Annotated in this window: 20 protein-coding genes; 11 read left to right on the top strand and 9 right to left on the bottom strand. The window is 43.0% G+C overall.

Going from position 1 to position 23755, the window contains the following annotated elements:
* Nucleotides 1–116: 116 nt before the first annotated feature.
* From CF596_RS03410 to CF596_RS03395, 4 genes are all read right to left on the bottom strand, one after another.
* Complete coding sequence (locus tag CF596_RS03410) at nucleotides 117–371, bottom strand: type B 50S ribosomal protein L31 (protein ID WP_096901241.1); 255 nt, start codon at nucleotides 369–371, stop codon at nucleotides 117–119.
* 134 nt (nucleotides 372–505) lie between these two features.
* Nucleotides 506–1804 (bottom strand): AarF/ABC1/UbiB kinase family protein, encoded by a 1299-nt coding sequence (locus tag CF596_RS03405; RefSeq protein ID WP_096901240.1) that lies wholly within the window; start codon nucleotides 1802–1804, stop codon nucleotides 506–508.
* A 152-nt stretch (nucleotides 1805–1956) separates the two neighbouring features.
* A complete protein-coding gene (locus tag CF596_RS03400) occupies nucleotides 1957–3321 on the bottom strand; it encodes an MATE family efflux transporter (RefSeq protein WP_096901239.1) in 1365 nt (454 codons plus the stop codon).
* Nucleotides 3322–3359: 38 nt separating this feature from the next.
* On the bottom strand, nucleotides 3360–3821 hold the full coding sequence (locus tag CF596_RS03395; RefSeq protein ID WP_096901301.1) for a DMT family transporter: 462 nt from the start codon (nucleotides 3819–3821) through the stop codon (nucleotides 3360–3362).
* Between the two features lie 122 nt (nucleotides 3822–3943).
* On the opposite strand from CF596_RS03395, the gene hemW reads away from it, so the two are divergent.
* Nucleotides 3944–5098: a radical SAM family heme chaperone HemW gene (hemW, locus tag CF596_RS03390; RefSeq protein ID WP_096901238.1), complete on the top strand. Its 1155-nt coding sequence runs from the start codon at nucleotides 3944–3946 to the stop codon at nucleotides 5096–5098.
* A 98-nt stretch (nucleotides 5099–5196) separates the two neighbouring features.
* On the opposite strand, the gene CF596_RS03385 is transcribed toward hemW, so the two are convergent.
* Nucleotides 5197–7020: an acyl-CoA dehydrogenase C-terminal domain-containing protein gene (locus CF596_RS03385; protein WP_096901237.1), complete on the bottom strand. Its 1824-nt coding sequence runs from the start codon at nucleotides 7018–7020 to the stop codon at nucleotides 5197–5199.
* A 225-nt stretch (nucleotides 7021–7245) separates the two neighbouring features.
* Between CF596_RS03385 and CF596_RS03380 the strand changes: the two genes are divergently transcribed.
* The gene (locus CF596_RS03380; protein WP_096901236.1) at nucleotides 7246–9657 is read left to right on the top strand and encodes a hypothetical protein; all 2412 of its coding nucleotides are present in this window, start codon (nucleotides 7246–7248) and stop codon (nucleotides 9655–9657) included.
* 100 nt (nucleotides 9658–9757) lie between these two features.
* Here CF596_RS03380 and aroE read toward each other — a convergent pair whose 3' ends face one another.
* The 3 genes from aroE to hemF form a co-directional block, all read right to left on the bottom strand.
* Complete coding sequence (gene aroE / locus CF596_RS03375; RefSeq protein WP_096901235.1) at nucleotides 9758–10546, bottom strand: shikimate dehydrogenase; 789 nt, start codon at nucleotides 10544–10546, stop codon at nucleotides 9758–9760.
* Nucleotides 10547–10688: 142 nt separating this feature from the next.
* A complete protein-coding gene (locus tag CF596_RS03370; protein ID WP_096901234.1) occupies nucleotides 10689–10895 on the bottom strand; it encodes a hypothetical protein in 207 nt (68 codons plus the stop codon).
* Nucleotides 10896–11177: 282 nt separating this feature from the next.
* Entirely contained in the window at nucleotides 11178–12128 is a 951-nt protein-coding gene (hemF, locus tag CF596_RS03365; protein WP_096901233.1) for an oxygen-dependent coproporphyrinogen oxidase, read from the bottom strand.
* 236 nt (nucleotides 12129–12364) lie between these two features.
* On the opposite strand from hemF, the gene hemN reads away from it, so the two are divergent.
* Nucleotides 12365–13738: an oxygen-independent coproporphyrinogen III oxidase gene (hemN, locus tag CF596_RS03360; protein ID WP_096901232.1), complete on the top strand. Its 1374-nt coding sequence runs from the start codon at nucleotides 12365–12367 to the stop codon at nucleotides 13736–13738.
* Nucleotides 13739–13782: 44 nt separating this feature from the next.
* Here the strand turns inward: hemN and ribA are convergent, their stop codons facing one another.
* On the bottom strand, nucleotides 13783–14385 hold the full coding sequence (ribA, locus tag CF596_RS03355) for a GTP cyclohydrolase II (RefSeq protein WP_004974633.1): 603 nt from the start codon (nucleotides 14383–14385) through the stop codon (nucleotides 13783–13785).
* A gap of 308 nt (nucleotides 14386–14693) precedes the next feature.
* On the opposite strand from ribA, the gene dxs reads away from it, so the two are divergent.
* The 8 genes from dxs to CF596_RS03315 all read left to right on the top strand — a co-directional run bounded on the left by dxs (nucleotide 14694) and on the right by CF596_RS03315 (nucleotide 23476).
* Nucleotides 14694–16604, top strand: coding sequence for a 1-deoxy-D-xylulose-5-phosphate synthase (gene dxs, locus CF596_RS03350; protein ID WP_096901231.1), 1911 nt, complete (start codon nucleotides 14694–14696; stop codon nucleotides 16602–16604).
* Nucleotides 16605–16708: 104 nt separating this feature from the next.
* Nucleotides 16709–17539 (top strand): inositol monophosphatase family protein, encoded by an 831-nt coding sequence (locus CF596_RS03345; RefSeq protein WP_096901230.1) that lies wholly within the window; start codon nucleotides 16709–16711, stop codon nucleotides 17537–17539.
* Nucleotides 17540–18022: 483 nt separating this feature from the next.
* Nucleotides 18023–19864, top strand: coding sequence for a DEAD/DEAH box helicase (locus CF596_RS03340; RefSeq protein ID WP_096901229.1), 1842 nt, complete (start codon nucleotides 18023–18025; stop codon nucleotides 19862–19864).
* A 389-nt stretch (nucleotides 19865–20253) separates the two neighbouring features.
* The gene (locus CF596_RS03335; RefSeq protein ID WP_004974642.1) at nucleotides 20254–21072 is read left to right on the top strand and encodes an ATP-binding cassette domain-containing protein; all 819 of its coding nucleotides are present in this window, start codon (nucleotides 20254–20256) and stop codon (nucleotides 21070–21072) included.
* Nucleotides 21069–21848: a lipid asymmetry maintenance ABC transporter permease subunit MlaE gene (gene mlaE, locus CF596_RS03330; protein WP_004974646.1), complete on the top strand. Its 780-nt coding sequence runs from the start codon at nucleotides 21069–21071 to the stop codon at nucleotides 21846–21848. Before CF596_RS03335 ends, mlaE begins: the two co-directional genes overlap by 4 nt.
* Nucleotides 21848–22525: an outer membrane lipid asymmetry maintenance protein MlaD gene (locus CF596_RS03325; protein ID WP_096901228.1), complete on the top strand. Its 678-nt coding sequence runs from the start codon at nucleotides 21848–21850 to the stop codon at nucleotides 22523–22525. The genes mlaE and CF596_RS03325 overlap by 1 nt, the downstream gene beginning before the upstream one ends.
* A 15-nt stretch (nucleotides 22526–22540) precedes the next feature.
* On the top strand, nucleotides 22541–23176 hold the full coding sequence (locus CF596_RS03320) for an ABC transporter substrate-binding protein (protein ID WP_004974651.1): 636 nt from the start codon (nucleotides 22541–22543) through the stop codon (nucleotides 23174–23176).
* A 12-nt stretch (nucleotides 23177–23188) separates the two neighbouring features.
* Complete coding sequence (locus CF596_RS03315) at nucleotides 23189–23476, top strand: STAS domain-containing protein (RefSeq protein WP_004974653.1); 288 nt, start codon at nucleotides 23189–23191, stop codon at nucleotides 23474–23476.
* Nucleotides 23477–23755 lie beyond the last annotated feature (279 nt).

The raw sequence follows: 23755 nt of genomic DNA, 5'->3' as shown, positions 1-23755 counted from the left end.
GAAGCCCAAGCTGGAGGAGAGTGCTTGGGCTTTGAAGATAGAGAACTGCTCAGCTTGGCGCTAAGCAATTGGGCTATGATTAAACTATAAAATAGAAAACTTAACTGAATATGAAGTTATTGTGAGCGTTTGAAACGTGCAAAACGTTTATTGAAACTCGCCACACGACCTTCGTTACTGGTTTGACGTTGCTCACCTGTATAGAACGGATGTGAAGCACTAGAAATATCCAAAGTCACATAAGGATAAACTTTGCCTTCATACTCTTTAGTTTGACTGCTTTGCAGGGTACTACCAATAACAAAGTAGGCATTGGCATTGGTGTCGTGGAATAAAACTTCACGATATTCAGGATGGATATCTGGACGCATAGGATTTCTCCGAACAAAAAGGTGAGATGATAAATTTATTTAAAGAAATGTTATAACATAACATTAAAATTGACAAATAAAACCCATCTCTGGGCTTTATTTTTAACATCACCTTGTTCAGTGAAACGCTGAGTTTAATCTCGTGGTGGAACCAACTCTTCAAAAATATCATTTAAATTGTCGTGCACTTTTAAATGAATCAGATTCCAATAATGTCCAGATACAGTACGATTCACCATGAGGGTATCGGGCGAAGGTTTGAAGACATCCCAGTATTTCAGCGAACTTTTGACCAGTTCAACCCCATCATGGTGGGCAGAGTTTTCTGCAAAGTCATAATGTGTGGTCAGTGGGCGCATCAACACTTCTAGCCATTGCAGATATAAATCTTCAGGGAATTTACCCCGTGCAGAAATTGCCTGCAACGCATCTAAATGCTGTTCAATTTCGGCAATGTCTTGTGCACGTGCGGCATGAATCAGTTGTCTAAAATGATGTACTACATCGCTCGATAGAGTTTTGACGCCGCCGTAGTCGTAAATAATGACTGAACCATCTTCACGGAAAGCAAAATTGCCTGGATGCGGGTCGCAATGAAAGCGTTTTAAATAAAAGATTTCTTGGCCCATGGCACGCAGTAAGCGTCGCCCCAAAGTGTTGCGGGTACGCTGTGACCATGTGCTTGCCGTTTCTATATTTTCACCTTGTTCCAAACTTAAGGTTAAAATGTGCCGTGAAGAATAGTCTTTGAAAACCTGTGGAATAATAATTTTATCATCCAAAGCCGCATGAAACGTACGTGCTACTTCAAGGTTTTGTGCTTCGATTTGATAATTCAGTTCATTGTCTAAACTTTCCTGAATTTCCTGAAACAGACGGTCTTGCAATTTACGGTCTATTTTTAACACACCCATTAAGCGCAGGGCTAAACGGACTTGCTTCAGGTCGCTTTCACAGGCTTCATCTACCCCTGGATATTGCACTTTAACCACGACTTGTTCGCCATTGGGCAAAGTGGCTTTATGCACTTGTCCAATCGAAGCGGCTGCAAATGGCGTTTCATCAAAGTGTTTAAAAATTTTATCGAGTGGTTTACCGAGTTCTTTTTCAACTTGTGCTTTAATTTCGGCAAAAGGCATAGCAGGCGCTTGGCGTTGTAACTTACTGATGGCTTTAGCGACTTCAGGCGGGAAAATGTCTTTATATTGCGAGGCAATTTGCCCAACTTTCATGACTGCGCCTTTCATTTCACCTAAAGTATTGGCAATTTGGACGCCAATATCTTGAAACAATTGGCTGCGTGCTGCATTTTTTTGTTGTTCATCTGCTGTCAGGTTTTTAATTGAATTCGATACGGTTTTAGTTGCAATACTTGCGGTCATGCCCGCCAGTTTCATAAAGCGACGACCGGGTGTACGCGCCGTTTTTGCCATGCGATGTTCCTCAAGATCATCTTTACTGTATTTTGATCATAAGTGTTCGTGAGCAAAATGCCTACTTTTAATTGTTAATGCATTTATGTGGATGACAACCCCAACATGCCAAAAGGTATTGCGGTATGTTGGAGCATGTTTCAGGGCTGTGTTTATTGGGCAAACTGGCGTTCCAGTCGCTGATTATTAAAATATAAACGGGTTAAGAGTAACACGCAGGCAATACTTAAGCCTACAATCAGCCCGACCCAAACACCTGCAGCGCCCATACTGCTGTAACGGGTTAAATACACGCCAATGGGGAAGGCCACAACCCAATACGCGAGCATGGTAATCCACATTGGGCCCTGAGTGTCTTGCATGCCACGCAAACAACCTGCTGCGCTGATTTGCCATGCATCCATGAGTTGATAGGCAATCGCAAATATTAATAAAGACATCGTCACTTGCGCCACTTGCGGGTCACGGGTGTAAATTGAAATGATTTCAGGACGGAAAAACCACATCAGTGCCATTGTGGAAAAGGCAAATACAGTTGCAGTTGCAAAGCCCAAGCCTTGTACTTTACGCATGGCATGAATATTTTGTTCGCCATAATAGGTACCAATACGAATGGTTAGGGCAATTGCCAACGACATAGGAATCATAAACATTTGTGAGGTCACGGACATGGCAATTTGATGGGCTGCCAGTTTGGTTTCTCCCAAAGGGCTAATCACAATAGCGGCAGTACTAAATATACTCACTTCAAAGAAAATAGCTAAACCAATTGGCAGTCCTAAGAGCAAAATACGTTTTATCCAGACCGCATCAATCGCTTCCCATTTGCTAAATACCTGTGTGCTTTGATAGGCGCGACTTTTAAAAATATAAAATGCCAAACTTATGAACATCAACCATTGCAAAATGGCAGTGGCAAAACCGCAACCCGCACTACCTAGTTCAGGTAGAGGCCCCCAGCCATACATAAACATAAAGTTCAGCGGTACCAATAAAACCAATGCCAACAGACTAATCACAGTCACAGGGCGTGGATAACCCAATGCTTCGGAATAACCACGTAAGGCAGCATACATGGTCACGGCAGGCATCCCAAAACCGATGGCATGTAAAAATAAGCCTGCTTTGGGCTGTAAATTTTCAGGCACACCAAATAACGGCAATAGTGCAGGCATGAGTTGTAAAATCAGCCCCGCAATCACGCCTATAATAAATGCAATCCATAAAGACTGACGGGCGATGGTGGCAATTTTTTCTGGGGTACGCGCACCTTTGGCTTCGGCGACTAAGGGTGTGGTGGCAATCATAATGCCACTGAACAGCAACATAATGGGCATCCATAAACCGACCCCAACAGCAATAGCAGCTAAGTCAGTAGCAGACATATGACCTGCCATAATGGTATCAATCAGACCTAAACCTGCTTGCGCAAATTGTGTGACCAAAATTGGAATCATCAGTTGAAAAAGCTGTTTTAATTCGAAACGGGTCGTGGTCACAGAATGTATATTTGACACAAAAAATCTCAATGCATGAGGTGCTTAGCGTTTGGGTATTAGCGTTGTAAAGTGAGAAGCACACCAATAAAAATCACTACGCTCCCTAAAAGACGTTGCCAGTTGATAGCAACTTTTTCAGTGCCCAAGAACCCAAAATGATCAATCAGCATTGAGGTGACCATTTGTCCAAAAATAATCACCCCAGACAAAGTAAGCAAACTTAGTTTTGGAGCGCTATAAATACTCACGCTGATGGCATAAACCCCTAAACATCCGCCAATCCATAAATACCAAGGGATGTTGAGCAAGGTACTGAGGTTGGGTTTCTCGACTTGCTGAAAAAATACTAATATGGCTAAAACTATTGTACCAACCAAAAAAGAGAAAAGGGCAGCTTGTAGCGGAGAATATAAATATTCACGCAATTGGCTGTTGATTGCAGTTTGAAATGCCATTGCAATCCCGATGCCCATCGCCAGTGGCAAAATTAATAGTAATTGGCTGGATATCTTCATCATTTGCACATTATTTCTTATTTCATAGACCCTAGTCTAAAGCAAATTCTAGGGAATACATCGGTGTCCTGCTGTAGTCATGTTAAAATCTGTATCACTGTTTTGATTTTGCATTGAGCCTGTCTTTGAACCCACTTCAACCCATTGATATTCCTCTATCCTTATATATCCACATGCCGTGGTGCGTGCGTAAGTGCCCGTATTGTGATTTTAATTCACATGCTGTGCCTGACGGTAAATTGAGTTTAGATTTAGAGCAAGAATATCTACAGGCTTTGCTGGAAGATTTTAAAACCCAGACTCAGTTTGCGCAGGGTCGAAACATCCACAGTGTCTTTATTGGCGGTGGTACACCTTCGCTGATTTCAGCACAGGGTTATCAATGGTTATTTACACAGCTTAAAGCCGTGCTTGCTTTTGAGGATGACTGCGAAATTACGTTGGAAGCCAATCCAGGTACAGTGGAGCATGATCCTTTTACCGATTATTTGGCTGCAGGGATTAACCGTTTGTCAATTGGCGTGCAAAGTTTCAATACTGAGCATTTAAAAAAATTAGGGCGTATTCACTCCAATGATGATGCAATTGCTGCAATTGGCTTGGCGCGTGAAGCAGGCTTTCAGCGAATTAATGTCGATTTAATGCATGGCTTGCCTGAACAAACTTTGCAGCAAGCGCTGCAGGATTTAAAACTGGCAGTGGAACATGGTGCAACGCATATTTCATGGTATCAATTGACCATTGAGCCTAATACCGTGTTTTTCCGCACTCAGCCGATTTTACCTGTAGATGATGTCTTGGAAGAAATTCAGGCGCAGGGTGAAGCCTGTTTAACAGCACAAGGTTTTGTGAATTATGAAGTATCTGCATGGCGTAAAGAGTTGCCGTCTGCGCACAATTTAAACTATTGGCAGTTTGGCGATTATTTGGCGATTGGGGCTGGGGCACATGGCAAAGTGACTTTGCCTGATGGGGTGTATCGTTTCCAGAAAACCCGGTTGCCAAAAGATTATTTAGCCAAAGTGCCTGCAGAGCATTTGCAGTTTAAAGCGATTAGCGCAGAAGAGTTGCCATTTGAGTTTATGATGAATGCGCTGCGCCTGAATGATGGGGTAGATGCAAAACTGTATGCTGCTCGTACAGGTTTAAATTTAGCCGATATGCAGGATATTTTAGGCACTTTGCGTCAGCGTCAATTATTGCAGAATGATCCAAACCGACTGGCATGTACCGAGCAAGGGCATGTGTTTTTAAACTCGGTATTGGAAGCGTTTCTTTGATGCGTGGCCGAAAAAGATTCAGATCTGAGATATTGTGTGATGTAAATAAAAAAAAGAGCGCATATTGCGCTCTTTTATTTGCTTCTACTTAGAAAATTTTAGTAATCAAAACTAAAATGTTCTGGTGCTAAAGCGGTCATGGTTTTAGATGGATTTACCATTGCTTCTGCATGACCTTGGGTACGTGGCAATAAACGCTCAAAGTAGAAATCGGCAACTTTGATTTTGGCTTTATAGAATTCAGGTGTTTCCTGACCATTACCTTCTGCCAATTTGGTTGAAGCGACAGCCGCTTGTTGCGCCCAGAAATAAGCCATCATCACATAGCCAGAGAACATCAAGAAATCAACCGAAGCACTAGAAACGATGTCACGGTCTTTACGTGCTGCCAACATAATACGCACGGTTAATGCATTCCATTGTGCACATAGCTTAGTCAAGTCCCATGCAAAACGACGCATGTATTTATTACGTGCGTGCTGACCACAGAATTTTAAAATTTCAGCAGTGTAGTCACGAATTACTTTGCCTTTAGAGCTTAATAAGACTTTACGACCAATCAAATCGAGTGCCTGAACACCAGTGGTACCTTCGTAAAGTGTTGAAATACGTGAGTCACGTACAATTTGCTCCATGCCCCATTCTTTAATATAGCCATGACCGCCATAGACTTGCATGCCGTGGTTGGCTGCTTCATAACCCATTTCAGTCAAGAAGCCTTTTAAGATAGGGGTATAGAAACCTAAATGGTCATCATGTGCTTCAAAGGCAGCGGTATCGCCACGCATTAAGGCATCATTCATTTTGTCTGCCAATTGTGCAGCATGATAAATCATGGCACGACCGCCTTCAGCTACTGCTTTTTGAGTCAACAGCATACGACGTACATCGGCATGGTGAATAATTGCATCAGCTGCTTTTTCAGGGTCCTTTTTACCTGAAAGTGCACGCATAGACATACGTTCTTTGGCATACGGTAAAGCACCTTGGAAAGCCAATTCTGCATGGCAAATCCCTTGGATTGCTGTACCAATACGCGCAGTATTCATAAAGGTAAACATGGCATGTAAGCCTTTGTTTGGTTCACCAATCAAATAACCCACCGCATTGTCAAAGTTTAAAACCGCAGTTGCAGAAGCACGGATCCCCATTTTGTGCTCAATAGAGCCACAAGTTACAGGGTTTCGTTCACCCACAGCGCCTTCTGCAGTCGGCAAGAACTTCGGTACGATAAATAACGAAATACCTTTCGTACCCGCAGGTGCATCTGGAAGACGTGCTAAAACAATGTGAATAATGTTTTCAGTCAGGTCGTGTTCACCTGCAGAAATAAAGATTTTGGTGCCTGAAATAGCATAGGTGCCATCGGCTTGAGGTTCAGCTTTAGTTTTGACCTGACCCAAGTCAGTACCACATTGTGGTTCAGTCAAACACATCGTGCCCGACCATGTGCCCGCTACCAAGTGCGGTAAATAAGTGTCTTTTTGCTCTTCAGTACCAAATTGCATAATAGTGTTGATACAGCCCACACTTAAACCTGGGTACATTTGGAATGACCAGTTGGCAGTACCCATCATTTCAGATTTGATGAGGTTAAGTGACATAGGCAGGTTTTGACCGCCGTACTGTTCAGGGTAAGACAGACCTTGCCAACCACCTTGAACAAATTGGTCATAGGCTTCTTTAAAGCCTTTAGGTGTAGTTACATCGCCATTTTCAAAATGACAGCCTTCTTCATCGCCAGATTGATTGAGTGGAGAAAGTACATTTTCACAGAAATCTGCTGCACCTTCTAAAATCATATCGACTGTATCTGCGTCTGCAAGTTCACCGTTAGAAAGATTTTTGTAATGGGTCGGGTAATCAAGCACTTCGTTCATTAAGAAACGAATATCGTGTAATGGGGCTTTATATGCTGGCATAGTCTTAATCCTAATTTAGAAATAGTTTTGGATTATCTGTATCGATATGTTGATTATTCACACTCATGGTCAAAATACATTGATAAGAATAGCGAATAAAAATGTCAGAAATGCGAATTATGAAAATTTTTCAACCTAAAAATATGAATAGAACACTATGTTAGAATGTATCATAATCTGTGCGTTTGAACAGACCAATCTATAATGAATATAAGGTGTTTACCAATGAAGGTACAATTAAAATATTTATCTTTATGTCTTTTTAGTTTAGCGGCAACAGGTTGTTCGCAGCATGTCATAAAGACCAATTCCAATCAGGCGGTGACCTTAGAACAAAAAGCTGTGACTGGCTTAAATGCCATTTTTGAAACACCAAGTTATGACTTTCAAGGTCAATTGCGCGTGCAGGCCAAACAACAGCACAGCACCTCTAAAACAGCGACTACACAGTCTGCTGAATTAGACTCAGCACTCAAAAAGCAGTTAGATCAACATTTAAAACAGCAAAAAATTCGTTTAAGTACCCAAGAAAAGCAAAATTTATATGCGGCTATGGCAAAGGAGCAGCGCAGCGCATCTGATGTTTTGGGTGTTGCAGGAAAATCTAATCCCTTTGATTTTATGTTAAATGTGCTGAACGATACACAGTTTGACTATGACGGATCGGTACATTATCGCCAAAAAATAGCAGCCTTAAATGTGGCAGCCCGTTATGAAAAACCGACGCTGTTGGTACAAATGAAAGTACCGATGGTGATTGATTTTAATGAGTACAAGTTTTATACCAATTATTTTTCATTGCTGCCGTATCTGGTCAATAAAGACAGCCAAAATGACTTTGCCTATGTCGACTTTTCTAAATATAAGTCAGACATTGAACGGGTGAAGGTAAAGGAATTTGCAGCGTATTTAAAAGCATTAAACGCAGTGCCTTATGTTTTGGCAGGTTCCCAACAAATTCAAAAAGTGAATTTAACTACGGCAGAGCGCCAACAGAAATTCAGTGAAAAAATCCGCTATAGCAGCAGCTTAGAAGACATGATGCTGCAGTTGTCGATGTTTGATCATGTCAATGCGCCGTATTTACAGCAGACCGTGTTAGGGCAGGCAGCAGCAACAGAAGATGCTGCGGAGCAAGTGGTAGCGAATGCATCGTCTGAGCATGCTCAAGATGCACCTGCCAAAGAGTTGAGTCCTGAAGAATATTTAAAACAAAATGAAACGGCTGAAGATTATGGCATGAGCCAAGAAGGCTTCGTAGCGTATCAAGCAGCGGTTGCCTTGCGTAATTTGGTCAGCCAGAAGTTTTATGAGACTGAATCGACTCAGGAAGATGAGGCTGCTGATTCAACAGTTGTCACAGAAGCAGCATCCTCAGAGGCTTATGAGGCAGCAACTCAGGCAGCCGAAGAAGCGATAAATGCGGCTGCATTAGAAGAAAACCTATTAAGTGAGCAAGATTGTGAGCGTCTTATCGAGACAGCCAAAACAGCCAAAGTGGGTGATTTGACCTATTGTGCGTATGCTTATGAATTAAAAGCTTTTACCGAAAGCCGTGCTGCACAGGCAGAGTCGGTATTCGAGGCGCATTTTAATACCCCGCAAGAAAAACTGGCTGAACTTTTTAAACCCTACCGTTCTGAACAATTGGTTGATGCCGCTGCTTTTGCAGCGTTGTGGCAAAAACATCAGGCTGAAATTCAGCAGATTATGAACACGACTGCTGCACGTAAAAAAACACCCATTCAAATTGATGTGGCGTTAGATGATCAGGGGCGTGCCGCAAAAGTGGATTATGCACTGCAATTTGAGCGCGAAAATTACGGCACCATTCATGTGCGTAATGATGTGCAGATTTCCAATTATGGAAATGCCAACAAAATAGACCGTGCTGCGTTGCGTCAGGCAAAGTCTATTCAGGAAGTCAGTAAAGGTTCTATTTTAGAAAAATGGGTGAAAAACTTAGGGCGTAGTCTGGAACAGGATACGGCAGCCAGTGAGCAGGCAGCCATCACGGCTACACTCAGTTATACTGATGAATTAAAGCAATTGGCTGAAAAGACCTATCAGCAAAAAGGTGCATTTAGTGAAACTTATCAGACTTTATTTTTAGTGCACATGGCAGCAGAGCAGCGTGAGTGGGTGAAAAACTTAAGCCCGCAAACTTTGCAGGAAATGGCAGAAGTCTATGCCTATTGGTTTAGTGATGAGCGCTACTATGACCCGCAAGGTGCAGCACTCAAACGGATTGAAGCCCTGCAAGCCAAGCATCATTTGCAGGAAGACGTGCAATTTAATAACGCCATTGGTCGTCATATTAATAATTTGACTGAAGATGCCGTCGATGAAAATAAAGTGGCATTGGAATGGCGTAAGCTCAAACAACAGTATAAACAGCCACAACAGATGTTTGCGCAGCAATATCAAAAGTTGTATCAAGCTGCTTATACTTGGGATACGCCCGATCTCGCTAGTTTAAAGAAAACGGCACAGATTTTAGGTCAAACTTATATTGATCATCAAAAAGGTAAAATGAGTCAGAGTTCAATTCAGTCTTTGAGCTTAGAACAGGCTGAAATGATTGATTATGAAATTTATATGGATGTGTATGAAGATATGCAGAAATATGTGAAATAAACCGAGCATAAAAAATGGGCAGTCATGGTTATACAAGATTGTCCAGTTCAAAAAATAGCCCTTTTGCTGATGCTAAAGGGCTATTTTCTTGAATGATGATTTAGAGAAAATCTTTTAACTCAGGTTTCACCCCATTCCAAATATAAAAAGATTCAATGGCCTGTCCAACTAACATACCAAAACCTTCGGAAGTGGGTACGCCACGTGCTTTGGCTTGTTCTAAAAAGCTAGATGCTTTGCCATATGCCATTTCATAGGCAGAGTTGAATTGCAAACTTTCAGGCAGTACCAAGGCATCCCCAGTTAAACTGGCAGAGGTTGCATTAATGGCCAAATCAAATTGACCTGTTAAATCGGTTAGTGCCATGGCCTGTAATTTGGCTTGTGGCACAGCAGCTTGTAAGTCGGCAACCAGTTGTTCTGCACGAGCAAGGGTACGGTTAGCAATTACGATTTTCTTCGCACCTGCTTGAACCAATGGATAGATGACACCACGTGTTGCACCACCCGCACCAATAATTAGAATGTCGCTTTGTTTTAAGTTCCAGCCCAATGCGGTAATGGCATCGACTAAGCCTTGTCCATCGGTATTGTCGCCATGTAGAACACCATCTTGCATCCATAAGGTGTTGACAGCTTTGGCAATTTTGGCACGCTCGGTCAATACGCCACATTCAGCAAAGGCTTGTTCTTTAAATGGCACGGTCACATTCATACCGACACCACCTTGGGCAAAAAAGTCCTGCACGCTGTCACGAAAACCATCCAGTGGTGCAAGGCGTTTGCTGTATTGCAGTTGAATGCCGGTTTTGTCTGCAAAAGCATGATGCAGTTCAGGAGAGCGAGATTGTTCAATTGGGTTGCCAATCACGGCAAATTGTTTGCGCATGTGCCAAAATCCAGATGCTGAAATGCAGACCAATATACGTGAAATTGGGCGTGGACTGAAGCGTTGCACAGAATAAAAACCTGTGGCTATCACTGCTGTGAAAGCGCTAAAATTTTAGCTGGAAGATAAAAGCGTGGAAGGGTTAAGGATTACAAATGGCGAGCACTGTTTCCAAAACTAAAATTGCTGCAGTCACAAACATAGCAATGCCAGCCAAAATACTGCTGCTAATGGCTAAGCCGTCTGATAGATGACTTTCAAAGATAAAAGTCATGCAAATTGAGCCAACTAAAATGGCAAAGGTAGACCAAAATAAAATAATTTTAGGTTTGGTGAATGTGTGCAGCATGGATATCTCCTGACAGATGTGGCGCAGTTTGTCATGTTGCTTTGACAGTTTGATGAATAAGCTTGCGATGCAGTCCGTTTGAATGATGAATTTTTTATTCATGTCTGGTTGCATCGTAGAGTCGCGTGCGCAGTCACATCGTCTATTAAAGTCCATCCGCAACATCATGACAGTTAATTGATGCTGTGCATATTTATTGATTTGAAAATAAGCGATAAAGTTTGTAAGCAAAAAAGCGATTCGTGGAGGAATCGCTTTTTTAGAAGTTGAATGTGATCTTTTCTACAGTGAGCTGGCTTCGAGATTTAACCAGTCGCGAGGTTTTAAATAGTAGTCAGTGAGTTTTTTCTCTGCTGAATCTTCCGCCCATTCAGGACGATACGACCAGCCTGCCAAGTTCGGTAAACTCACTAAAATTGACTCAATCCGTCCACCTGTTTGTAAACCAAATAAGGTGCCACGGTCATAGACTAGATTGTATTCAACATAACGCCCGCGACGGTAAAGCTGAAACTCGCGTTGTGCTTCAGTATAGGCTTTGTCACGGTTACGTTCAAAAATTGGCAGAATCGCTTCCAAATAACCATTGCCAACAGCCTGAATATAGTTAAAACAGGTTTCAAAGTCCCATTGATTCAAGTCATCAAAAAATAAGCCACCGACACCACGTTGTTCATCACGGTGCTTTAAATAAAAGTAGTCATCACACCATTTTTTATGTTCTGCGTAAACCTTTTCACCAAAAGGGGCACACAAATCATGTGCAGTTTGGTGCCATGCCAAAACTTCTTCGTCATTTGGATAAAACGGTGTCAGGTCAAAACCACCACCGAACCACCAAATTGGCGGCTGTCCTTCGGGTTCAGCGACAAATAAACGCACATTGGCATGTGAAGTTGGCACATTCGGGTTTTTCGGGTGAATCACCAATGACACGCCCATCGCCTGCGCAGGTGCACCTGCAATATTCGGATGGCGTTCTGTTGCAGAGGCTGGTAGTTTGGATATGTTGATGTGTGAGAACATCACCCCGCCTTTTTCAATCACCGTACCGTTTTGTAAGACACGGGAACGACCACCGCCACCTTCAGGACGTTGCCAGTCATCAATTTCAAACTGTGCGTTTCCGCCACCTGCTTGTTCTTGTTGTTCTAAAGCCGCACAAATTCGCGCCTGTAAATCGAGAAGAAATTCACGTACCCGCTGAATATCCGCGTGAGTAGGATGCGACATGGCCACCTCAGCATAAAAATAAAATGGCTTACATCAAAACATAAAAGCCTCTAAAAATTAAGCGCTTTGTCTGAATTGTCTTAGCAAACTATTCTGTGAATGAGGTAAATAGAGCATTTTATCCAGAGTATTCCGAGCAAAAGACTAGGTTGATTTCCACTTACAAGCTCAGCACAATAGTTTGCAGGCCAAAGCAAATTTTGCAGGGCGCTAATTCACTGGATGAGGCAGATGGGATGACACAGCAGGCAAATTCTTTAATTCAAAAATACAATGTGCCTGGACCACGTTATACCAGTTATCCAACCGTACCTTATTGGGATGATGCTACTTTTTCAGCCGAGGCATGGCAGCAGACGCTGAAGCGTTCTTTTGATGAATCTAATGCCAGCGAAGGCATTAGTCTGTATATTCATTTGCCATTTTGCGAAAGTCTATGCACTTTTTGTGGCTGTCATAAACGTGTCACCAAACGCCATGAAGTTGAACAGCCATACATTCAGGCGTTATTAAAAGAGTGGGACTTATATTGCCAATTGCTCGAAAGCACTCCCATCATTAAAGAAATTCACTTGGGCGGTGGCACACCAACTTTCTTTTCTGTCGAACATTTGACGCAGCTCATTCAAGGCATTCTGGCAAAAGCCAAAGTGGCAGAACAGCACGAATTTAGTTTTGAAGGTCATCCCAATAACACCACCCGCGAACATTTACAGGCCTTATATGACTTGGGTTTTCGTCGGGTCAGTTATGGCGTGCAGGATTATAATGAAAAAGTGCAGCGCGCCATTCATCGGATGCAGCCTTTTGAGCATGTGCAACGTGTGACCGAGTGGGCGCGTGAAATTGGCTATGATTCTATTTCACATGATTTGGTTTTTGGTTTGCCCTTTCAAAATCTAGACGATGTACTGAATACCATTGAGCAGACCCAACGTTTAATGCCAGACCGTTTGGCATTTTACAGTTATGCGCATGTGCCATGGATTAAAGGCAATGGGCAGCGTGGTTTTAAAGATGAAGATGTACCTAAAGATGAATTAAAACGTCAGTGCTATGAAGAAGGCAAACAGCGTCTTTTGGCCTATGGTTATCATGAAATTGGGATGGATCACTTTGCCTTAGAACGTGATGGTATGTATCAGTCGTTTAAAAATGGTACCTTGCACCGTAATTTTATGGGCTATACCGCATCTAAAACGCAGCTTATGATTGGCTTGGGTGTTTCATCTATTAGCGACAGTTGGTATAGCTTTGCGCAAAATGAAAAAAGCATTGAAGACTATTATGCCCGTTTAGCCTGCAATGAAATTCCTGTGTTTAAAGGGCATGTGCTGGATCGGGAAGATTTGGTAATACGTCAGCATATTTTAAATTTAATGTGCAGCTTTGAAACGTCGTGGGCCAGTCCAGAATTGGCATTTCCTGAAATTGAGCAAGTGCTGCAACAGTTACAGGAAATGCAGGAAGATGAATTACTGCTCATTCAAGATCAGCACATTCAGATTTTGGAAAAAGGTAAACCTTTTGTGCGCAATATTTGTATGGCCTTTGATTTGCGTTTAAAACGCCGTATGCCGAATAATCGTATTTTTTCGATGACGATTTAAGTAAGTTGAGTAGAAATTATTTAATTCAAAAATTAAAAGGTGACTCAGAAGTCACCTTTATCATACATGTGCGCCATGCGTTCGTGTTTGGTTTGCAAATATTCTTCATTGAATGGATTTAGACCCACAGTTAAAGGCACACGGTCTACCACCGTAATCCCTTGTTCCTGTAATGCTTGAATTTTCAAAGGGTTGTTGGTGATTAAGCGCACAGCTTTAACCTGCAAATGATCTAGCATAATGCTGCACATATCATAGCGACGTGCATCGGCAGGTAAATTCAGCATTAAATTGGCATCCACCGTGTCATGTCCTTGATCTTGCAGGGCATAAGCACGAATTTTATTGGTCAAGCCAATCCCGCGACCTTCTTGGCGTAAATATAAAATCACACCTTGTCCTGCGTCATTAATCAGACGTTGAGTGGCTTGAAGCTGTGGGCCACAGTCGCATTTTAAAGACGCGAAAGCATCGCCAGTTAAACATTCTGAGTGAATCCGTACCAGAACGGGCTGGGTTGGCGCAGTGTCCAAACCTTTGGATAATGCCACGTGTTCTTCGCCAGTTTCAGGATCTTGAAATACCGTAATGTTGAATTCACCAAATGCGGTCGGTAATCGTGAGGTTGCGACAAACTTAATCGGCACTGTTTAACTCGTGAAATAGTCGATAAATTGTTTAAAGTATAGCGTAATGCTCAGACATTAGTAGAATAGCGAACACGAATTTATACAGAAGATTTTCTTTTTTGTATAAAGCGCACGATAATGGTTGATAAATAGTTAGATTATTCAGGATAATCTACCCACCCAACGTGTGCCCAACTGAAATCACTGCTCAAAACTACATCGCTAGAAATGTGGCTGATTGAAGGTAATACCATTCGGTTATATGATCGAGTAATTCCCATTGACCTCGCTTAGGATTTGCCAGGCTTTAGAAGGCTTTGCCACATATGCTGTATACAGAAATTCCAACTCAACGCCCTGTAACACCATTGCTCGATGAGATTGACCATCCGCAGCAATTACGTTTACTCGCGCAAAGCCAGCTTCCACAAGTGGCGGATGAGTTACGTCAATTCATTTTGTATGCCGCAGGTCAAAGTGGAGGACACTTTGGCGCAAACTTAGGCGTGATCGAACTGACCGTTGCGCTGCATTATTGCTTTAATACCCCACACGATCGCTTAATTTGGGATGTCGGTCATCAGGCTTATCCGCATAAAGCCCTAACAGGACGCCGCGAGCAACTCACCACCATTCGCGCCAAAGATGGTTTGGCTGCATTCCCTGCGCGTGAAGAATCTATCTTCGATACCTTTGGTGTGGGTCACTCCTCAACAGCAATTTCTGCAGGATTGGGGATGGCGTTGGCACGACGTTATCAACAAAACCCGTGTGAAGTTGTTGCCATTATTGGCGATGGTGCTATGACAGCAGGTATGGCTTTTGAAGCCATGAATGATGCAGTGGCTCACCAAGCCGATATGATGGTGGTGCTGAATGACAACGATATGTCAATTTCATGCAGCACAGGCGGCTTTGCTAAACATCTTGCTGCCATTTGGGAACGTGGTGAATCGGTTTATGTCAGTGAAACTGGCGAAGCTTACGTGCAGCCACATCCGAAATGGACGTATAACTCGCGTTTACACTGTGCTGCCACTGAAGCTGCAGACAATTTATTTAAAGCGATTGGGTTTGATTATTTCGGCCCTTTCGATGGACATGATGTTGAACAACTCACACACGTATTCAATGCGCTGAAAAAACGTAAAGGCCCACGTTTAATTCACGTTTATACCAAAAAAGGCAAAGGCTTTGCGCCTGCAGAAGCCGATCAAATTAAATATCACGCGATTACTAAAATCCATGCCAAAGCTGCGCCTGTTGTAGCACCAAAATATTCCGATGTATTTGGACAGTGGTTATGTGATCAGGCAGAACAAGATTCACGATTATTGGCAATTACGCCAGCCATGTGCGAAGGTTCGGGCATGGTGCAATTTGCCAAACAATTCCCAGAACGCTATTTTGATGTCGCGATTGCCGAACAGCATGCGGTGACTTTGGCTGCGGGTATGGCCTGTGAAGGTTTGAAGCCTGTGGTGGCGATTTACTCTACCTTCTTGCAGCGTGGTTATGACCAACTGATTCATGATGTCGCTTTGCAAAATCTGGATGTTACTTTTGGTATCGACCGTGCAGGTTTGGTGGGTGAAGATGGCCCGACCCATGCAGGTGCTTACGACTATGCCTATATGCGTACCGTACCGAATATCGTGATTATGGCACCAAAAGACGAAAATGAATGTCGTCAAATGCTGCACACGGCTTATTTATATAACGGCCCTGCAGCAGTGCGTTATCCACGCGGGCATGGTTTAGGTGTCGAAATTCAGCAGCAGATGACTGCAATTCCATTAGGACAAGCTGAAATTGTGGCGCAGTTCAATCCACAATATGATGACTATATTTCAGTGCTGGCTTTTGGTAGCCGTGTGCAAGCGGCAGTTGAAGCGGCTGAAGCGTTTGCTCAGCAGCACGATGTCGCAGTACGTGTGGTGAATATGCGTTTTGTGAAGCCATTGGATGAAAAGCTGTTAGCTGAGATTGCAGATAACACTGCATTATTCGTCACTGTAGAAGAGCATGCGATTATGGGTGGTGCAGGCAGTGCTGTGAGTGAATACTTGGCGAAGGCACAAATTGTTAAACCAATTATTCATTTAGGTTTAGAAGATAGCTTTATGCAACAGGCGACACATGGTCAAATGCTGCAACAGGCAGGTTTAGATGCACAAGGCATTGAAAAATCAATGCAAAATGCTTGGCAAATACTGCATCAATCTATATTGAATTAATTTTTAGCAACACTTCTTCCCCAAAAGCCTCAATATTTGCTAAAATATTGGGGCTTTCATGCATTATTCTTTATCAATCTCTTCAAATTTGTAGTGGGTGTTCAATGGAACCTATGGTGGTGATGGCTGCGCGTGCGGCTCAAACAGTTGGTCAAGAGCTTTTAAAAGCGCATCAGAATCGTCATAAACTCGATCTACAAGTCGAAGAAAAAGGCATTGATGGTCCTGTAACGCGCGTAGATCGTTACCTCGAGCAATTGACCATTGATACTTTACGTAAAAGTTATAAAAATCACAGCTTCTTGGGCGAAGAATTTGGTATGCAGGAAGGTAAAGGTCACGATGCCGACTGGTGCTGGGTGATTGATCCTTTGGATGGCACTTTAAACTTTGTTCACGGTTTCCCTCATTTTTGTATTTCGATTGCAGTGCAACACAAAGGTGTGACACAGCACGGTGTTATTTACGATCCTGTGAAAGATGAATTGTTCTCTGCGAGCCGTGGCCGTGGTGCGATGATGAATCAACGTCGTATTCGCGTAAATGTAAAAGACAGTTTAGACAACACCTTCTTGGCAGTGGGTCATGCTTATCGTGCTAAGCGCGATGGCGAAATTGTTTCTTATGCCAAAAACCATTTTGAAAGTTTATTGAATGTGACAGAAGCAGGCGCTCAATACCGCCGTGCAGGTTCTGCTGCATTAGACTTGGCTTATTTGGCTGCAGGTCGTTTAGATGGTTATTTTGAACTTGGCTTAAAACCGTGGGATATTGCTGCGGGTGAGTTAATTGTGAAAGAAGCGGGCGGTACTGTGGTCGATGCACGTGGTGGCAGCGACTCTATGGAAAATGGGCAAGTTTTGGCATGTTCAATGAAAATGTTAAAACCACTTATGAAAGCCGTTGTACCTGCTTGGGGTGAAGCGGCTAAATAATCAGATCACACGATCTACGCCATCGCAAAAATGATTAAAGCTCTCTATCTTGAGGGCTTTTCTTTTATCGACTGGTCTAAAATAGCTAATTTAAGACCCATTTTGATTGTGGGTATACTCGCTAAAAAGCAGGATATATCACGGTTTACACAAAAAAATGCAAAAGTAGATTAAATAAGGTGACTTTTAAAATAATCCTGCTATAATCCGCCCACGCACTTAATTTCTGTTCATTACCTGAACATTTCTCTTCTAATCATTGTGTATGCGCGTGCGGTCCAAAGAGAGGACGATATCTCGCGCCCCAATCGCTAAAGCGATTCCTTCAGGTTAAGCCGTAATCATGCGTGCGTTATATCACATCGTCGTTACTCGGATCGCCGCTGAATCTTAAATTGTCAGCGATAATTGCTGTACCGCTTTTTGCCGATGTCCATCTGACTTTATTTTAATGGAGCACCCATTTTCAGGGTGAAAATCTCTATGAGCAAAACTTTTGCTGATTTTTCTTTACACGAATCTTTACAACAAGCTTTAGAAGGCTTGAACTTTACTACGCCGACTCCTGTTCAAGAACAATCGATTCCAGCGGCACTTGAAGGTAAAGACTTATTGGTGTCTAGCCAAACAGGTTCTGGTAAAACTGCTGCGTTCTTACTCCCAACTTTAAACGCGCTTGCTAACCAAGATACTTTCGTTCCTTTTAAAGAACGTATGAAAGCCATTACTCAGCCATCTATTTTGGTACTTTGCCCAACACGTGAGTTGGCACAACAAGTCAGCCAAGATGCGATTGCATTTGTACGTCATATGAAAGGTGTGCGTATTGCAGCAATCATGGGTGGTATGCCTTTTGGTAAGCAAATCCAACAATTAAAAGGTGCACAAGTGGTTGTAGCGACTCCAGGTCGTTTACTTGACTTGGTGAACCGTCGTCAAATTAAGCTCGATAAAGTTGATGCTCTAATTGTAGACGAAGCTGACCGTATGCTTGACTTAGGTTTCTCTGAAGACCTAGAAGCCATTAGCGACTTGGCTGCTAACCGTAAACAAACACTAATGTTCTCTGCTACTTTTGCAAGCCGTATTATCACACTTGCAGAACGTATGATGAATGAACCTGTGCGTATTGCAATTGAAACAGGTCACTCAACCAACATGGACATCACCCAGACTTTACACTGGACAGATGGCTTTGAGCACAAGAAAAAATTATTGTCACACTGGTTGTCTGATGAAGGTGTAGACCAAGCGGTTGTATTCGCATCGACTCAAGAAGATACCGACATGCTGGCTGAAGAATTGGCTGAAGCAGGTCACTCGGTGGTTGCGCTACACGGTGCAATGCCACAGACCGTACGTAACCGTCGTTTACGTAGCATTCGTGAAGGTCGTGCAAAAATTTTGGTTGCAACTGACGTTGCAGCACGTGGTTTAGACGTACCAACGATTTCTCACGTGATCAACTTTGGTTTACCAATGAAAAATGAAGACTATGTACACCGTATTGGTCGTACAGGTCGTGCGGGTCGTACCGGTAATGCCATTACTTTGGCAACTTACCGTGAGCGTGGCAAAATCCGTGCTTTGGAAGATTTCTTGGATGCACGTTTAAGCGTTTCAGAAATTGAAGGCTTAGAGCCATCTCCACCTCCAGCACGTTCTGGTCGTGACGGTGGTCGTGGTCGTCGTGATGGCGGTCGCGGTGGTCGTGGCGGTTTTGGTGGCGGTCGTCGTTTTGAAGGCGAAAGCAACTTTAAACGTCGTGAAGGCGGTGATGAACGTCCACGTCGCAGCTTTGATGACAAACCACGTGGTGAACGTCCTGCATTTGGTGAAGATCGTCCGCGTCGTGAGTTCAACTCAGACCGTCCACGCCGTGAAGGTGGTTTCGGTGACCGTCCACAACGTTCATTTGAAGATCGTCCGCGTCGCGAGTTCAACTCAGACCGTCCGCGCCGTGAAGGTGGTTTCGGTGATCGTCCACAGCGTTCATTTGATGACCGTCCACGTCGTGAATTTAATTCAGACCGTCCGCGTCGCGAAGGTGGCTTCAACGATAAGCCGCGTTTTGATGCGAATGATGACAACCGTGGCAACCGCGTAGACTACAAACCACGTCGTGAAGGTAGCTTCGGTGATCGTCCAAAACGTGATTTTGGTGATCGTCGTGAAGGTGGTTTTGGTGACCGTCAACCACGTTCGTTTGATGATCGTCCTAAGCGTTCTTTTGGTGGTGAAGATCGTCCACGTCGCGAGTTCAATTCAGATCGTCCACGCCGTGAAGGTGGTTTTGATCGCCCACGTCGTAAATTTAACGACTAAGATCGCGATAGCAATTTGTATAAAGAAAAACCAGTGCTCAGCACTGGTTTTTTTATGTTAAATATTTTTGTTTTAGATAAATAAAATGTATAATAAGTCACGTTTTTAACTCTATTTGCTAATTATGAACATCAATAGCTTACGATTGCTCATGCAGACGAGAGAGGGAATGATGCCGTATATTGGTTTAGCACTCATCTTATGCAATTTAATGTATTATATTATTTCTTCTTACTTTTAAATTGTTGCTGTCCTAAAAGTGATTTAAATAACAATAATAAGACTGCTTGAACAATACGTGCACAGTTTTTAAAAATTTGCTAGATAACATTTTGCGCTTCAATCCTTTATAGTATGCGTGCTGAAAAAATGCAGGAAGACCCTCAGCTATGAATAATCCAATGCCTCAACATGAGCCGTCATTGATTGAAGTCAATGAACTGAGCTTTAAACGAGGGAAACGTGTCATTTTCGAAAATGTCAGTTTAAAGATTCGCCGTGGTCAAATTACTGCCATTATGGGACCTTCAGGTACTGGTAAAACCACGTTATTACGTTTGATTGGTGGTCAGTTGACTCCCGATCATGGTGATATTTTTCTGGATGGAAAAAATCTTGCGCAAATGTCGCGTCAGGAGTTATTTGCTGCGCGCGCACGTATGGGCATGTTATTCCAAAGCGGTGCGTTATTTACCGATATGAGCGTATATGAAAACGTCGCGTTTCCATTGCGTGCACATACCCAGTTGCCTGAACATTTAATTGCAGAATTGGTGGCTTTAAAACTTGAAGCAGTCGGTTTGCGTGGTACAGAACAACTTATGCCTGCAGAACTCTCAGGCGGGATGAACCGTCGCGTGGCATTGGCACGTGCGATTGCGTTAGACCCTGAATTGATCATGTACGATGAGCCGTTTGCAGGGCAAGACCCGATTGTAAAAGGTGTGTTGACCCGTTTAATCCGTTCCTTGCGTGAAGCGTTGGATTTAACCACCATCATCGTCTCGCATGATGTTGGTGAAACTTTATCAATTGCCGACTACATTTATATTATCGCGGAAGGCGTGATTCAGGGCGAAGGTACACCTGCAGAATTAAAACAGCATGAATCGGCATTTGTACGTCAGTTCTTAACAGGCGCTGCCGAAGGGCCAGTCGATTATCAATTTAGCCATCGGGCTTATTTAAGTGATGAGGTGCGTTCATGAATGCTATTGCCGCATTAGGTCAACGCGTCATTGAGCGTGTTCGTGGCATTGGTGTCGCCACCCAAATGTTGTTGCAAATTCTATTTTCCATGCCAACCCTGCTTGGGGTGAAGCTGTTCCTGTACCAAATGTACCGTGTTGGCGTGATGTCGTTATTGATTATTGCGGTGTCGGGTTTATTTATTGGTTTGGTCTTGGGCTTACAAGGCTACTCTATTTTGGTCAATATCGGTTCAGAAGCCATGTTAGGCACCATGGTGTCTTTGACTTTATTGCGTGAGTTGGCGCCTGTCGTGGCTGCACTGTTATTTGCAGGACGTGCAGGCTCTGCCTTAACTGCAGAAATTGGTCTGATGAAAGCCACAGAACAATTGGCCAGTATGGAAATGATTGGGGTAGACCCACTCAAGCGTATTGTGTCACCACGTTTATGGGCAGGAATTGTCAGCCTGCCAATGCTCTCCATTATTTTTGCTGCGATTGGCATTATGGGCGGCAAAATGGTTGGGGTCGATTTTCTAGGTGTCGATGAAGGCTCTTTCTGGGGCGGTATGCAAAGCAGCGTGCAGTTCTATAAAGATATTTTTAACGGCACAATTATTAAAAGTTTTGTTTTTGCATTAATTTGTACTTGGATTGCAGTATATCAAGGCTATGCCTGTGTCCCAACATCGGAAGGCATTGCGACGTCAACCACACGAACCGTGGTGTATTCTTCATTATGTGTTTTAGGTTTTGATTTTGTGTTGACTGCGGTCATGTTCGGAGGTGTTTAATGAAATCACGTACAAGTGAGCTGGCCGTAGGTGTATTTGTCATTTTGACAGGCATTGCATTATTTTTCTTGGCTATGAAAGTCAGTGGATTGGTGGGTACCAATTTGCGCGACAGTTACAATATGACCGCAACTTTTGACAACGTGAATGGTTTAAAACCACGCGCCAAAGTCACTATGAGCGGTGTCACCATTGGTCGCGTCAATGATATTACTTTAGACCCTGTATCGCGTTTGGCTACAGTTGAATTTGAACTAGATGGCAAGTTGACCAGTTTTAATCCTGAACAACTAAAAACAGTGCAAAATTATGCGCTTGAAGAATTGCGCTACAGTGCAGAATACCAAGAAGCAAATCCTCAGCAACAAAAAGAAATGGAACAACAACTGTTGGGTAACATGAAATCCATCACCAGTATTGATGAAGATGCTTACATAATGGTAGCAACCAATGGTTTATTGGGTGAGAAATATCTCAAAGTGGTTCCAGGTGGTGGTTTGAACTTTGTGAAGCGTGGCGAAAGTATTGCCAACACGCAAGGCACCATGGATTTAGAAGATTTAATCAGTAAGTTTATTACTGGCGGTGCAGCGAAAACATCCAACGCAGCGTCAGACGCAGATAAAGACACAGCGACAGCTGAAACAACAGATGCAGAAGTGTCATTTGTTGAGTAATGAAGGAGATTGTCCGTGAAAACACTTTTAAAGCAAACTCTGGCGGTAAGTGTACTTTCAACCATGTTGGCAGGAACTGCATTTGCTGCACCTGCAGAAGCGCCACCAGCTTTTGTGAAAAAAGTTGCCGATAGCTTGATTGCACGTTTAAAAGCAGATCATGCTAAATTGCAGAACAATCCAGCATTGGTCAAAACGATTGTGCGTCAAAACCTTGATCCGTATGTAGATGCGCAAGCATTTACCCGTATTGTGATGGGTACTTATGCGACGAATCAATACAGTTCAGCAGCACAGCGCGCGCAGTTTGAGAAAAACTTCCGTGAAACCTTAATTGAGAATTATGGCACAGCGTTTGCGAAATTTAGCAACCAAAGCTACACCATGCGTCCTTATAAGGCGACCAACAGCAAGAACCCAGTGGTGACCATTGACTTCTTGCATAATGGTGAAAAAATTCCTGTGTCATTCCAGTTGGCAGACAAAGGCAGCCAATGGAAAATCCGTAACATTAACGTGTCGGGTATTGATTTAGGTTTGCAATTCCGTAACCAGTTTGCAGCGAACGTGAAGCGTAATGGCGGCAATATTGATAAAGCCATTGCAACCTTTAAGCCAGATGCAGAAGCTGCTGTTGAAAAGAAAAAATAGGTTAGGTGTGGCGTGATTGAATTATCAAATCAGGAATTATGTGTTTCTGGAAAAATAGATTTCAGTAATGCAGAGCAATATTACCAAAAAGGTCTGCAGTTGATTCGTCAGCAGCAGTTGCCTTTGGTGGTCAATTTGGCGCAGCTAGAACACGGGAGTACTTTAGCTTTGGCCGTTTTGGTGCAATGGTTGCGTCAGACGCCTGAAGCCAAAGGCTTACAGTTTAAAGCGGTTCCTGAAAAAATGATGAAGATCATTCAAGCCTGTCATTTGCAAGATGATTTGCAGCTAATCGTCTAAAACTGAAAAAACCATCAAAAAAGCACCTTCTTGTAAGGTGCTTTTTTATTGCGTTTAGTTTCCCGCTTTATTCAAGTGAGGTAGGCTTGCAAAGCTCTCTAACCCGCTGCTAAAAGGAGAAGAAAGATTGCAAACCTTTCTAACCCGCTTCTAAAAGGAGAGAAAAGATTGCAAACCTCTCCCTAACCCTCTCCTAAACCTAAAAAGCATAGGTATCTACACAATTTCCATGTTTTGCGTTAAATTGAAGAGCATGCTCTTCAATTTTAACATCTCTCG

The organism is Acinetobacter sp. YT-02 (assembly GCF_002412355.1).
Lineage (GTDB): Bacteria > Pseudomonadota > Gammaproteobacteria > Pseudomonadales > Moraxellaceae > Acinetobacter > Acinetobacter towneri.
The sequence above is the reverse complement of the archived record's forward strand: the minus strand, read 5'-3'. Positions and strand labels throughout refer to the sequence as shown.

Coding starts and splice junctions, on each gene's coding strand:
- hemF (WP_096901233.1), bottom strand. CDS start 12,128: ATGTCGCATCCTACTCACGCGGATATTCAGCGGGTACGTGAATTTCTT.
- CF596_RS03405 (WP_096901240.1), bottom strand. CDS start 1,804: ATGGCAAAAACGGCGCGTACACCCGGTCGTCGCTTTATGAAACTGGCG.
- CF596_RS03345 (WP_096901230.1), top strand. CDS start 16,709: ATGGAACCTATGGTGGTGATGGCTGCGCGTGCGGCTCAAACAGTTGGT.
- aroE (WP_096901235.1), bottom strand. CDS start 10,546: ATGCGCAAACAATTTGCCGTGATTGGCAACCCAATTGAACAATCTCGC.
- CF596_RS03340 (WP_096901229.1), top strand. CDS start 18,023: ATGAGCAAAACTTTTGCTGATTTTTCTTTACACGAATCTTTACAACAA.
- CF596_RS03395 (WP_096901301.1), bottom strand. CDS start 3,821: ATGATGAAGATATCCAGCCAATTACTATTAATTTTGCCACTGGCGATG.
- dxs (WP_096901231.1), top strand. CDS start 14,694: ATGCTGTATACAGAAATTCCAACTCAACGCCCTGTAACACCATTGCTC.
- CF596_RS03325 (WP_096901228.1), top strand. CDS start 21,848: ATGAAATCACGTACAAGTGAGCTGGCCGTAGGTGTATTTGTCATTTTG.
- CF596_RS03335 (WP_004974642.1), top strand. CDS start 20,254: ATGAATAATCCAATGCCTCAACATGAGCCGTCATTGATTGAAGTCAAT.
- CF596_RS03410 (WP_096901241.1), bottom strand. CDS start 371: ATGCGTCCAGATATCCATCCTGAATATCGTGAAGTTTTATTCCACGAC.
- CF596_RS03380 (WP_096901236.1), top strand. CDS start 7,246: ATGAAGGTACAATTAAAATATTTATCTTTATGTCTTTTTAGTTTAGCG.
- CF596_RS03370 (WP_096901234.1), bottom strand. CDS start 10,895: ATGCTGCACACATTCACCAAACCTAAAATTATTTTATTTTGGTCTACC.
- hemN (WP_096901232.1), top strand. CDS start 12,365: ATGACACAGCAGGCAAATTCTTTAATTCAAAAATACAATGTGCCTGGA.
- CF596_RS03385 (WP_096901237.1), bottom strand. CDS start 7,020: ATGCCAGCATATAAAGCCCCATTACACGATATTCGTTTCTTAATGAAC.
- mlaE (WP_004974646.1), top strand. CDS start 21,069: ATGAATGCTATTGCCGCATTAGGTCAACGCGTCATTGAGCGTGTTCGT.